The following is a 12,378-nucleotide window of genomic DNA, read 5'->3' on the forward strand; positions in this document are numbered from 1 at the left end:
CACCGTTGAAACGGCCGTCGACCGTTGACGGCGGATATGGTACAATGAACATGGGAACATGCAGGGTTTTCCTGCATTTTTCTTTGTGCACTCATCAAGCGATTTTAGGCAAAGCAGGAGGAAGTCATGAAACGACGAATAAGCATCGCGATCGACGGACCTGCAGCGGCGGGGAAAAGCACGGTCGCCAAACAGATCGCCAAACGGCTTTCTTACGTATACATCGATACCGGCGCCATGTACCGCGCGCTGACGTACCGGGCGCTTGCATGCGGCGTTGACATCCATGATGAGCAAGCGCTCTTGTTGTTGCTTCGCGATACATCGATTGAGCTCAAGCCGTCGCCGCACGGACAAATTGTCCTCGTCAATGGCGAAGACGTCACCGACATCATCCGCAACGAGGCGGTGACGAATGCCGTGTCGTTTGTCGCGAAGCATCCGCTTGTGCGCGAGGAGATGGTCGCCCGTCAGCGCGCCTTGGCCGAAGGAGGCGGTGTCGTCATGGACGGGCGTGATATCGGAACGCATGTGTTGCCAAACGCAGAAGTAAAAATTTTCCTGAAGGCTTCGGTCGATGAGCGGGCGCGGCGCCGGCATGAGGAAAATCTTGCCCGCGGCTTTCCGTCCGATCTTGAAAAGCTGAAAGAAGAGATCGCCCGCCGCGACCGGCTTGACTCCGAACGGGAGACAGCGCCGCTTCGCAAGGCGCCGGATGCAGTGGAAATCGATACGACGTCGCTGTCGGTCGAAGAGGTGGCGGAGCGGATTATGGAAATTGTCAACGAAAGGATTGGATGACGGTGGATTTTTATTCATTCGCCAAGGGAATCGTCAAGGGAGTGCTTACTCCTTTGTACCGCATTCAAACAATCGGGGTTGAACAATTTCCGAAGGAAGGCGGCGTGCTTCTTTGCGCCAACCATATCAGCAACTTAGATCCGCCGATCATCGGCATTACGGCGCCGCGGCCGATTCGGTTTATGGCGAAGGAAGAGCTGTTCCGCGCCCCGGTCGTGAAAACGCTCGTAAAGAACTTGCACGCCTTTCCGGTCAAGCGCGGCATGAACGACCGCCAGGCGCTGCGCACCGGGCTTGAGGTGCTGAAGCAAGGCGAAGTGCTCGGCATTTTTCCGGAAGGGACGCGCAGCAAAGACGGTCGGCTGAAAAAGGCGCTGCCCGGTGTTGGTTTTTTTGCTTTGCGCACCGAAGCCGCCGTCGTCCCGTGCGCAATTGTCGGCCCGTACCGGCCGTTTGTGCCGCTTAAGGTCGTGTACGGAGCGCCGATCGATATGGCGCCGTTGCGCGCGCGGAAGGCGAGCCCGGAAGAAGCGGCCGATTACATTATGGAACATATTCGCCGGTTGCTGGAAGAGCATCAGCGAGCGTGAATGGAACATGCTGTTCGAGACATCCCTTTCGCCGCCTCAATGAGCATTATAGTACATGTTGATTGAGAAAATATGGTATACTAACTAGAAAAGCGTCCTTATTTTGCCGACAGCCGGCCGCGGCCTCGGCGCGAGGCGCGCTTTTGACAGTTGTCAGTCGATGAAGGAGGGTTTTTGCGATGACAGAAGAGATGAATGTGCAAGTCAATGTGTATGAAGTGGGCGACATCGTCCGCGGCAAAGTGGTGAAGCTTGAGGACAAGCAAGTGCTTGTCGAGGTGGAAAACAGCAAGCAAAGCGGCATCATTCCGATCAGCGAGCTGTCGAACTTGCATATTGAAAAGCCGAGCGATGCCGTCGCTGTCGGCGATGAAGTGACGGCCAAAGTAAAAAAAGTGGAAGAAGGAAAAGACGGGGAAGAAGGGTTGCTCATTTTATCGAAAAAAGCGGTGGACGCCGAGCGGGCATGGGAAGACCTTGAGCGCAAATTTGAAAGCGGAGAAACGTTCGAAACGGTCATTAAAGACATCGTCAAAGGCGGGCTTGTCGCCGATGTCGGCGTGCGCGGCTTCATCCCGGCGTCGCTTGTCGAGCCGCACTACGTCGAAGATTTTTCTGATTATAAAGGAAAAACGCTCGCCGTAAAAGTCGTTGAGCTCGACCGCGAGAAAAACCGAGTCATTTTGTCGCACCGCGCGGTCGTTGAGGAAGAGCAAGCCCGGCAGCAAAAAGAGCTGCTCTCGCGCCTTGAACCGGGGCAAGTGTTGGATGGCGTCGTCCGCCGCATTGCCGATTTCGGCGTCTTTGTCGATGTCGGCGGGTTTGACGGGCTCGTACATATTTCCCAGCTTTCCCATACGCGCGTCGCTCATCCGTCGGAAGTGGTGAAAGAAGGCGATGCGGTAAAAGTGAAAGTGTTGGCCGTCGATCCGGAGAACGGCCGTCTGTCGCTGTCGATCAAAGAAGCTCTGCCGGGTCCATGGGAAGGTCTCAGTGAAAAAGTGAAACCGGGCGATGTCGTCACTGGCACGGTGAAACGGCTCGCTTCGTTCGGCGCGTTTGTCGAAGTTTTCCCGGGCGTGGAAGGGTTGGTTCACGTATCGCAAATCGCCAACCGCCGCATCGGCTCGCCGCATGAAGTGCTGAAAGAAGGCGATGAAGTGAAGGCGAAAGTGCTTGATGTCAACGAGGCTGAACATCGCCTATCCTTGAGCATCCGCGCCCTGCTTGAAGAAGAAGCGGCCGCGCCGGTTGAGGACTACAGCCAATACACGAGAACGTCGGAAACGCGCGGCTTCCAGCTTGGCGAAGTGATCGGCGAGCAGTTGAAAAAGTTGAAGTAACGAACTGTTAAGCAACCCCATTTTGGTGGCGTTCGCCATTAAAATGGGGTTGTTTGTTGGTTTCGCATTGGTCTGAGGCAGCGATATGGAGCAAATTGAACGCTCTCCCGCCTGCGCAAACGCTTAGAGGCAGGAGATTCTTGGGGGATCCTTGCCCAACGGCAGGCTGTTGACCAAGCCATCCCCGTGCGTCCCACGGTTCCGCTGTTCTCACTTACGCTGATCGCGTTGAAGTGGGGGCTTCTCGGTTGTTAGAAATGATAAAACGTTGGCCGCCGGTCTGGGCGGCCAACGCGTTAAACACCGTTTCGTTCCCGCGCTTCGTCCGGCGTATCAAGTCGGTCCGCTCCTTTGTACGAGAGCGATTGGTCGCGGTCCGACTCGACGCGCCGCGACTGTTTCAACTTTTTCTCCTGCCGGTCTTTGCCCACTGAATTCCGCTCCTTTCTATGTGCGAATCATTTTTACTATGGCCAAGCGCTCCTTTTTGTATGCATGAATGAACGCTCATAAAAGATGGCATAATGAACATCATAAGGGGTGGAAACAATGGAAGGGGCCTGTTTTTATTTCTTTTTTTGGTCATTATGGATTATAGCGACATTTTTGATGAAAAAGAGCGCCGACCGGACGAAGCTGGCCGCATTTGCGCTTTTGATGATCAGTTCGGCCTCATTGACGGTGAAGGTCGGCCCGTTTCATGCGGCGGCATCCTTTTTTGTCCTTTTTTTCTTCTCTTGTTACGCCGCGGTCAAGCAACGGCCATGTGGATGGCTGCGGATGGCGCTGGCATCATCCGGTTTGGCGTTTGCCTACGCCGCTTTTCGCCTGCTTGCCTTGTTTGATCCAGTTTGGATTTGGCTTGATGGCCAGTGGATGCTCGCGTGGTGGCTCGCTTTTGTCAGCGTCCTGTTTCATCGCAACGTGTTGGCCCGCCTTCTTTGCCTGGCGCTTGGTGGTTGCCAAGGGGAAATCGTGTACGCCATGGCCGTTTCCCGCATGGCATCGGATGATGTACTCGGATCGTTTTCGTTTTTGGATGCGATTTCCATCGGCGCATCATCTTTGCTCGTTTGGGAATCGATCCGCTTCCTCTCGATGCAGTTTGAGGAAAAACGGTCTGTAGGGGGGATGAGGCAGCCGTGAATGAATATACGCTTCCCATTTTATACGGCGTTGCTGCTGGGGTGTTGACGCGGCTCTATTTGCTGCGCACCGATTACCGGCAATACCCAACCTATTTGCACGGCCGGACGATCCATATCGCGCTTGGGGCCATCGCCGCCGGTTTGGGCACGGTTGCGGTGCCAGCGATTATGGAAAAAGAGTTTGCAGCGATTACGTTTTTGGCCTTGGCGGCTTCGCAGTTTCGCGATGTGCGCAATATGGAGCGCAATACGTTGAACGAGCTCGACCAGTACGAGCTCGTGCCGCGCGGCAAAACGTATATTGAAGGGATCGCCATCGTGTTTGAGGGGCGGAACTATTTAGTCATTTTCGTCTCTTTTTTATCGACGCTCTTTTATTTAGTATGGAACATTGGGGCCGCGCTCGTCGCCACCGCCATCGGCCTGATCGCGGCGCGGCGGTTTATGAGCGGAAGCCGGTTGAAAGACATTGCCGACGTCCAATATGTCAAGCCGCATTTTGAAGGCGTGGGGCTGTATGTGGACAACATCTACATCATGAACATCGGCTTGCCGGCGCGGCGGGAAGAAATTTTGCGCTATGGGATGGGGTTTATTTTAACGCCGAAAAACTTTAACGCCCGCACGACGATCGCCAATCTCGGGCAGCGGCAGGCGATTTTGCATGATGTATCGACCGCCCTTGGTATTTACCGCGATTCCGGAACGCCGGCGCTCGTGCCGCTCGCCAAGCGCGATTTGAACGATGGGCGCGTCGGCATTTTCATTTTGCCGCAAGTCGAGGATGTCGAAAAAGCAAAAGCCGTCATCGAAAACGTGCCGGTGCTTGAGAGCGCCATCCGCATGCCGAAGAAACGGCGTTGGAAGCGGAAAGGGGGGAGCGGCGATGACGCATGAAAAAATGATTTTGGCCGTCATTGCGATGGACGGCGGGCGCGTCGCCGGCGGTGCGCCGATCTTTATTTGCCAAACGAAAGAGGAAATGGAGAGAGTCGCTGCCAATTTGGAGGCGATTTTGGACGGCATCGCCCATGAGCTGGCGGAGGGGCTGCTTGTTATCGTCAAGCATTAAGCGGTTGTTGAGCGTTTTGCTTTTTGATAAAATAAAGCAGCTGTCATATGCCCTTTCCGAAAAGGGCGTTTTTTTTCAACTAATGAAACGATGCAAAAAATTGGGATAAAGGGTGATAGCATGGCAAATCCAGTTGTGGCCATTGTCGGCCGTCCGAATGTGGGAAAATCGACGATTTTCAACCGCATTGTCGGGGAACGAATTTCCATCGTCGAAGATGTGCCCGGAGTGACGCGCGACCGCATTTACAGCCGAGCCGAATGGCTGAACCATTCGTTTTATTTGATCGACACCGGCGGTATTGATATCGGCGACGAGCCGCTGCTTGTGCAAATTCGCCAACAGGCGGAGATCGCTATCGATGAGGCGGATGTCATCATTTTTATGACGAACGGCCGCGACGGCGTGACGGCGGCCGATGAAGAGGTGGCGAAGCTGCTCCGCCGATCGAACAAGCCGGTCGTGCTGGCGGTGAACAAAATCGACAATCCAGAGATGCGCGATTTGATTTACGACTTTTACGCTCTCGGTTTTGGGGAGCCGTATCCGATTTCCGGGGCTCATGGGACGGGGCTTGGCGATTTGCTTGATGCTGTCGTCCGCCATTTCCCGAAAGGCGGTGGGCAGGAGTATGAGGAAGACGTCATTAAGTTTTGCCTCATTGGCCGGCCGAATGTCGGCAAATCATCGCTCGTCAACGCCATTTTAGGGGAGGAGCGGGTCATCGTCAGCGACATCGCCGGCACGACGAGGGATGCGGTTGACACCTCGTTTGTGCGCGAAGGGCAGGAATATGTTATCATTGATACGGCAGGGATGCGCAAACGGGGAAAAATTTACGAAAGCACGGAAAAATACAGCGTCTTGCGCGCGTTAAGGGCCATTGAGCGCTCGGACGTTGTGCTTGTCGTGTTAAACGCCGAGGAAGGCATCATCGAACAGGACAAAAAAATTGCCGGCTATGCGCATGAAGCTGGGCGCGGCGTCATTCTCGTCGTCAATAAGTGGGATGCGATCGAAAAAGACGACAAAACGATGGCCGAATTTGAGCGGAAGATTCGCGACCATTTCCCATTTTTGGACTATGCGCCGATTTTGTTCGTATCGGCGAAAACGAAGCAGCGGCTGCATAAGCTCTTGCCGCTCGTCCAGCTTGTGAGCGACAACCATGCGATGCGCGTCCAGACAAATGTGCTCAATGAAGTCATCATGGATGCGGTGGCGATGAATCCGACGCCGACGCATAACGGGCGGCGCTTGAAAGTTTATTACATGACGCAAGTCGCCGTCAAACCACCGACGTTTGTCGCGTTTGTCAACGACCCGGAACTGATGCACTTTTCGTATGAGCGGTTTTTGGAAAACCGCATCCGCGATGCGTTCGGCTTTGAAGGCACGCCGATTAAAATCATCGCCCGCCCGCGGAAATAAGAAAAGCGGAGGCGCCGAGATTAGCTCTCGAAGCCAAATGTTCTTCCCCCTTAGTGGTGCTTGCGCCTCGAGGGGGGAAGGTTATTTGGCAGAAGAGAGCTAGGCGCCGCAGCTAGACAAAAGAAAAGCGGAGACCGTCATTTCGTCTAAAGGCGGCCCGCGGCCTGCGGGGAACGGCGAATGGTCGCCGTCCTAGCGATCTATTTTTTCAGTTGCGACAATCGGATAAAGGAAGTGGAAAACGATGGAGAACATCGCCGTATTGGGGGCTGGAAGCTGGGGGACGGCGCTGGCGCTCGTTCTGGCCGACAACGGGCACCGCGTCCGGCTTTGGGGCCATCGGGCCGAGCAGATCAACGAAATCAACGAAAAGCGGACGAATGAAAAGTATTTGCCGGGCGTCCGTCTGCCGGACGCCATTATCGGCTATGAAGACCTTTGCGCTGCGCTTGACGGTGTTGCGATCGTTGTGCTTGCTGTGCCGACGAAGGCGATCCGCGCGGTGCTTGCGGACGTGCGCGCCTGCTTGGCGGAGCCAATCACCGTTGTTGCCGTCAGCAAAGGAATCGAGCCGGGGACGCATAAGCGGGTGTCGGAAATGGTCGCCGAGGAAATGGGGGAATGGCTCGAGGATGTCGTCGTCCTCTCCGGACCGAGCCATGCCGAGGAGGTCGTGCTTCGCCATCCGACGACGGTGGCTGTGTCATCGCCGAACATGGAAGCCGCGCGCCGCATTCAAGACATCTTTATGAATCATCAATATTTTCGCGTGTATACGAACCAGGATTTAATCGGCGTCGAAGTCGGCGGGGCGCTGAAAAATATCATCGCCTTGGCGGCTGGCATCAGTGATGGGCTCGGTTACGGGGATAACGCCAAAGCGGCCCTCATCACGCGGGGGCTCGTCGAGATCGCCCGTCTCGGCTGCGCCCTTGGCGCCAACCCGCTGACGTTCGCCGGTTTGACGGGAGTTGGCGATTTGATCGTTACGTGTACGAGCGTCCATTCTCGCAACTGGCGGGCCGGTTACATGCTCGGCCAAGGAAAAAAGCTCGATGACGTGCTCGAAGGCATGGGGATGGTCGTCGAAGGGGTGCGGACGACGAAAGCCGCCTATGAGCTGGCGAACAAACTCGGGGTGAAAATGCCGATCACCGAAGCGCTCTATGAAGTGCTGTTTGCGGGGAAAGATCCGAAAGAGGCCGTCGATTCGCTCATGGCGCGCGGAAAAAAAGAGGAAATGGACGACTTAAAAAACATTTTTGCCGAACAAGAATGACGAAAATAGGCCAATGGCGGTACAAGTCGTCTTCGTTTTGCATACAATATGACGAACCATCATTGGCTTGAGCTTCCGGAAGGGTATGAGGCGATGCTGGAGTAAAGAAAGCCCCGCTTTACTTCAGCTTTTTTTTTGTCGATGCTATAATAGTAGTTGTCGAAAAAAGGAGGAGCGTCCATGTCACCGGCGTTAGCGAAAATGTGGATCGCCATCGCTTCGATGGTGTTTATGTTTATTTCCGTCGGCTTCATTTATTTAAGCCGCTATAAAGTCAAGATGAAATGGCTTCGCTTTCTGTTGGCGCTCGTCGCCTACGTCCTGTTAATTTTGGCTGGCATCATCATCATTTTCGTTGTGTTCAGCGGACCAACGCCGCAATAGGCAAAAAGGTGGAGGAAAGATGAAGCGAATCGTTCGTTTGCTGTTGTCATGTATATGTTTGGCGCTGCTTTCCGGCTGTTTGTATCCGGAAGAGCGGCTGAAGCAAAACCAAATTCCTTACAAAGATCAAGTGGCGGCTGTCCAATCGGCGGTTGACGAATACCGGAGGGCGACCGGCGGGCTTCTGCCGATTAAAACGCGCGACATGAACACGCCGATGTATTTGAAGTATCCGGTTGATTTTCAAAAGCTCGTTCCCCGCTATATGCAGGAGCCGCCGGGAAACGCCTATGAAAGCGGAGGCGTCTTTCAATATATGATTATCAATGAGGAGACGAACCCGACGGTCAAGCTGCTCGATTTGCGTTTGGCCGAGCGCGTCCGCGACTTGAAGTTGCGGCTGCGTATGTATACGGACGAGCATCGCTATCCGCCGTTTAAAGATGTCGTTGCGCCAGGCGTATTTACGCTCGATTACAAAAAGCTCGGCTACAAAGAGCCTCCGTATGCGGTCAGTCCGTTTTCCGGCAACAACTTGCCATTTGTCATCGACGGCAATGGGGAAGTTTACATTGACTACCGTTCTGATTTGTATGCGGCGTTGAAAAAATATCCGCACCGCTACAAGCCGGGCGACGACATTCGCCCGATTTTGACCGACCATTCGCTCTTTGTGCCGGCGTATTCGTTGCCGTATACGATCGACGCCAAGACGAACGAACCGATTTTTTTCACAAAATGAGTCATCATCCCTTCTCTAGGAAAATACATTCTAGAGAAGGGATTTTTTATATGTTTAGTCATAACTGAAACGGACAACATCATATGCATATAGTGTCCGACTATGCTAGCTCATTCCACTGTTTCTTATAACGACCGAAGGACTGGAGGGGAGTCATTTGGAAAAGGTCGATATTTTTAAAGATATCGCCGAGCGGACCGGCGGCGACATTTATTTAGGGGTCGTCGGCGCCGTCCGCACCGGAAAATCGACGTTCATTAAACGGTTTATGGAGTTGGTCGTCATTCCAAACATTAAAAATGAAGCTGATAAAGCACGCGCTCAAGATGAACTGCCGCAAAGCGCCGCTGGCAAGACGATCATGACGACAGAACCGAAGTTCGTGCCAAACCAGGCGGTGACGGTGAAAGTCGATGAGGGGCTTGAAGTCAACATCCGTCTTGTCGACTGCGTCGGCTACGCCGTGCCCGGCGCCAAAGGATATGAAGACGAAAACGGGCCGCGGATGATTCACACTCCTTGGTATGAAGAGCCGATTCCGTTCCAAGAGGCGGCGGAAATCGGGACAAGAAAAGTCATCCAAGAACATTCAACGATTGGGGTCGTCATTACGACGGACGGCACGATCGGGGAAATTCCGCGCCAAGACTATGTCGAAGCGGAAGAGCGGGTCATTAGCGAGCTGAAAGAAGTCGGCAAGCCGTTTATTATGATTGTCAACACCGTTCGGCCGCATCATCCGGAAACGGAGGCGCTCCGCCGCGAGCTTGCGGAAAAGTATGACATCCCCGTGCTCGCTATGAGCGTTGAGAGCATGCGCGAAGCCGATGTGTATAACGTGCTTCGCGAAGCATTATATGAATTCCCGGTGCTTGAAGTGAACGTCAACTTGCCGAGCTGGGTGATGGTGCTTCGCGAAGATCATTGGCTGCGCGAAAGCTACCAAGAGGCGGTGCGCGACACAGTGAAAGACATTAAGCGGCTGCGCGATGTCGACCGGATCGTGCAGCAGTTTGCCGAGTACGATTTCATCGAAAAAGCGACGCTTGCCGGCATCGAAATGGGGCAAGGGATCGCCGAAATTGACTTGTATGCGCCGGATGAGCTGTACGATCAAATTTTAAAAGAAATCGTCGGCGTCGAGATTCGCGGCAAAGACCATCTGCTTCAGCTCATGCAAGACTTCGCCCATGCGAAAGCGGAATATGACCAAATCGCTGACGCCTTGAAAATGGTGAAACAAACCGGTTACGGCATCGCCGCGCCCGCTTTGTCCGATATGAGCCTTGACGAACCGGAAATCATCCGCCAAGGTTCGCGTTTTGGCGTCCGTTTGAAAGCCGTCGCGCCGTCGATCCATATGATCAAAGTCGACGTTGAATCGGAGTTTGCTCCGATCATTGGCACGGAAAAGCAAAGCGAAGAGCTTGTCCGCTATTTAATGCAAGACTTCGAAGACGATCCGCTGTCGATTTGGAACTCCGACATTTTCGGCCGTTCCCTCAGCTCAATCGTCCGTGAAGGCATCCAAGCCAAACTCGCACTCATGCCGGAAAACGCCCGCTACAAGCTGAAAGAAACGCTTGAGCGCATCATCAACGAAGGCTCCGGCGGCCTCATCGCGATTATTTTATAGAAAAGCGGAGGCCGCGCGCCAAGCTCCCGAGGCAAAATGTTCCCCGCCCGCAGAAGTGCTTGCACTTCGAGGGCGGGGGTTATTTTGCGGAAGGGAGCTAGCGGCCGCAGCTAGACAGAAAGAAAAGCGGAGGCCGCGCGCCAAGCTCCCGACAAGGGGGCTCTTTTTTTGCCGCCGTTCTTTTTAAGATAAAAAGAGGAAAAAATCGCCGAACCCCTTGAGAAATCAGGTTTGGCACTTGATTATGCGCATGGCGTTATGGTAATCTTTTATCTGAAATCGTTGTTTTGGTGAAATATGCCTAAAATTGGTCGTTTTTGCGAAAAAAGAGGTTGAATTCCCGCGGCCAATTGGTTAAGATTAGGCATGTCACCGCCTGTTGGCGGGAAAAAGGCGGCTTCTCATCCTTCGCTTCGTTTGCGTCCGGCGAAAGAACAGGCGAAGTCCAAACCGTCAGGAAAGGGCTTCAGCCGGCAGCGTAGACGCCTCTTCTGTGGGCTGTCGCAAGACGGCCATAGAATGATTGGCTGCGCCGGCGCGGCGTGCAAGCCTTTTTGCCGCTCGATTTTGCCGCCGATGTATAGAAAAGCAGAAAAGTGTGAACAAATGGTAGTAAACAAGACAAGCTCCCTTGGGAGGAGGTGAATGGCATGAACAAAACGGAATTGATCAACGCAGTCGCTGAAACAAGCGGCCTGTCCAAAAAAGATGCAACCAAAGCCGTTGATGCGGTGTTTGATTCGATTACAGAAGCATTGCGAAAAGGCGATAAAGTGCAATTAATCGGTTTTGGGAACTTTGAAGTGCGCGAGCGCGCTGCTCGGAAAGGGCGCAACCCGCAAACGGGCGAAGAAATGGAAATTCCGGCTAGCAAAGTTCCTGCATTCAAACCGGGCAAAGCGTTGAAAGATGCCGTCAAGTAAGCCTACATAGCAGGAGCGTAGGAGGGAAGGGCAGGTGATTGACCGCCCTTCTTTTTTGTTTTTTTTGGCTCCCTATGCTAGAATCGGATTACATGCAGCTTTTATGACGCAGGAGGATGTTGTTTGTATGCCAGAGATCAATTTTGCACAAATTGAATATGCGGTCCGCCTCATTCTCGAGGCCATCGGGGAAGACCCGAACCGCGAAGGGCTCGTCGATACGCCGAAGCGGGTGGCGAAAATGTATGCCGAGGTGTTCGCCGGCCTGCAGGAAGACCCGAAGCAACACTTTCAAACTGTATTCAGCGAGCAACATGAGGAGCTTGTGCTCGTCAAAGATATTCCGTTTTATTCGATGTGCGAACATCATTTAGTGCCGTTTTTCGGCGTCGCCCATGTCGCCTATATCCCGCGGGAGGGAAAAGTGACGGGGTTGAGCAAGCTTGCCCGGGCTGTTGAAGCGGTGGCGCGCCGACCGCAGCTGCAAGAGCGCATCACGGCGACGATCGCCGATTCGATCGTCGAGGCGCTTGAGCCGCACGGGGTGATGGTCGTCGTTGAGGCGGAGCATATGTGCATGACGATGCGCGGGGTGAAGAAACCGGGGGCAAAAACAGTGACAACAGCGGTGCGCGGCGTGTTTGAAACCGATGCCAACGCCCGCGCTGAAGTGCTTTCGTTAATCAAAGCGTAAGGAGGGAAGAGAATGTACACAAACAGCGATTTTGTCGTCATTAAAGCGCTCGAAGACGGGGTGAACGTCATCGGGCTGACGCGCGGCGCGGACACAAGATTTCACCATTCAGAAAAGCTTGACAAAGGCGAAGTGTTGATCGCTCAGTTCACGGAACATACGTCGGCGATCAAAGTGAGAGGCAAAGCGTATATTCAAACGCGCCACGGTGTGGTTGAATCCGAAGGGAAAAAGTAAGCCGGCAAATTTCTAGCAAACTAGAGCGTTTTCGACAAAATTATGTTATAATGAGTCCGACATGGCGGTGCGGATATTTTTCGGGGACAAGGGTGATT

Annotated in this window: 15 protein-coding genes; 14 read left to right on the forward strand and 1 reads right to left on the reverse strand. The window is 53.7% G+C overall.

The window, feature by feature from the left end:
* Positions 1–126: 126 nt before the first annotated feature.
* From cmk to rpsA, 3 genes are all read left to right on the forward strand, one after another.
* Entirely contained in the window at positions 127–801 is a 675-nt protein-coding gene (gene cmk / locus GJ1_RS04550; protein ID WP_066229078.1) for a (d)CMP kinase, read from the forward strand.
* Positions 798–1,391, forward strand: a complete 594-nt coding sequence (locus tag GJ1_RS04555) for a lysophospholipid acyltransferase family protein (protein WP_066229081.1) — start codon at positions 798–800, stop codon at positions 1,389–1,391. The genes cmk and GJ1_RS04555 overlap by 4 nt, the downstream gene beginning before the upstream one ends.
* Before the next feature lie 179 nt (positions 1,392–1,570).
* On the forward strand, positions 1,571–2,734 hold the full coding sequence (rpsA, locus tag GJ1_RS04560) for a 30S ribosomal protein S1 (RefSeq protein WP_066229083.1): 1,164 nt from the start codon (positions 1,571–1,573) through the stop codon (positions 2,732–2,734).
* A 296-nt stretch (positions 2,735–3,030) separates the two neighbouring features.
* On the opposite strand, the gene GJ1_RS17625 is transcribed toward rpsA, so the two are convergent.
* Positions 3,031–3,165 carry a YpzI family protein gene (locus GJ1_RS17625; protein ID WP_083509941.1) on the reverse strand — a complete coding sequence of 45 codons (135 nt, stop codon included), beginning with the start codon at positions 3,163–3,165 and terminating at the stop codon, positions 3,031–3,033.
* A gap of 118 nt (positions 3,166–3,283) precedes the next feature.
* On the opposite strand from GJ1_RS17625, the gene GJ1_RS04565 reads away from it, so the two are divergent.
* The 11 genes from GJ1_RS04565 to mtrB all read left to right on the forward strand — a co-directional run bounded on the left by GJ1_RS04565 (position 3,284) and on the right by mtrB (position 12,280).
* Positions 3,284–3,880 (forward strand): YphA family membrane protein, encoded by a 597-nt coding sequence (locus tag GJ1_RS04565; RefSeq protein WP_066229086.1) that lies wholly within the window; start codon positions 3,284–3,286, stop codon positions 3,878–3,880.
* Complete coding sequence (locus GJ1_RS04570; RefSeq protein ID WP_066229089.1) at positions 3,877–4,779, forward strand: YIEGIA family protein; 903 nt, start codon at positions 3,877–3,879, stop codon at positions 4,777–4,779. The genes GJ1_RS04565 and GJ1_RS04570 overlap by 4 nt, the downstream gene beginning before the upstream one ends.
* A complete protein-coding gene (locus GJ1_RS04575) occupies positions 4,769–4,954 on the forward strand; it encodes a capping complex subunit for YIEGIA (RefSeq protein WP_066229092.1) in 186 nt (61 codons plus the stop codon). The genes GJ1_RS04570 and GJ1_RS04575 overlap by 11 nt, the downstream gene beginning before the upstream one ends.
* A 120-nt stretch (positions 4,955–5,074) precedes the next feature.
* Positions 5,075–6,385, forward strand: coding sequence for a ribosome biogenesis GTPase Der (gene der / locus GJ1_RS04580; protein WP_066229094.1), 1,311 nt, complete (start codon positions 5,075–5,077; stop codon positions 6,383–6,385).
* 244 nt (positions 6,386–6,629) lie between these two features.
* Positions 6,630–7,664, forward strand: coding sequence for an NAD(P)H-dependent glycerol-3-phosphate dehydrogenase (locus GJ1_RS04585; protein ID WP_066229095.1), 1,035 nt, complete (start codon positions 6,630–6,632; stop codon positions 7,662–7,664).
* Positions 7,665–7,844: 180 nt separating this feature from the next.
* Positions 7,845–8,048 (forward strand): DUF2768 domain-containing protein, encoded by a 204-nt coding sequence (locus tag GJ1_RS04590; protein ID WP_066229098.1) that lies wholly within the window; start codon positions 7,845–7,847, stop codon positions 8,046–8,048.
* A gap of 19 nt (positions 8,049–8,067) precedes the next feature.
* Positions 8,068–8,790 carry a YphF family lipoprotein gene (locus tag GJ1_RS04595; protein WP_066229099.1) on the forward strand — a complete coding sequence of 241 codons (723 nt, stop codon included), beginning with the start codon at positions 8,068–8,070 and terminating at the stop codon, positions 8,788–8,790.
* Between the two features lie 157 nt (positions 8,791–8,947).
* Positions 8,948–10,426: a stage IV sporulation protein A gene (gene spoIVA, locus GJ1_RS04600; protein WP_066229102.1), complete on the forward strand. Its 1,479-nt coding sequence runs from the start codon at positions 8,948–8,950 to the stop codon at positions 10,424–10,426.
* A gap of 650 nt (positions 10,427–11,076) precedes the next feature.
* Positions 11,077–11,349 carry a non-specific DNA-binding protein Hbs gene (gene hbs / locus GJ1_RS04605; RefSeq protein ID WP_008879623.1) on the forward strand — a complete coding sequence of 91 codons (273 nt, stop codon included), beginning with the start codon at positions 11,077–11,079 and terminating at the stop codon, positions 11,347–11,349.
* Between the two features lie 127 nt (positions 11,350–11,476).
* Complete coding sequence (gene folE / locus GJ1_RS04610; protein ID WP_066229105.1) at positions 11,477–12,043, forward strand: GTP cyclohydrolase I FolE; 567 nt, start codon at positions 11,477–11,479, stop codon at positions 12,041–12,043.
* Between the two features lie 12 nt (positions 12,044–12,055).
* Positions 12,056–12,280 carry a trp RNA-binding attenuation protein MtrB gene (gene mtrB / locus GJ1_RS04615; protein WP_011231698.1) on the forward strand — a complete coding sequence of 75 codons (225 nt, stop codon included), beginning with the start codon at positions 12,056–12,058 and terminating at the stop codon, positions 12,278–12,280.
* Positions 12,281–12,378: the final 98 nt, after the last annotated feature.

Source organism: Geobacillus jurassicus NBRC 107829 (assembly GCF_001544315.1).
In the GTDB taxonomy this organism is placed as follows: Bacteria; Bacillota; Bacilli; order Bacillales; family Anoxybacillaceae; genus Geobacillus; species Geobacillus jurassicus.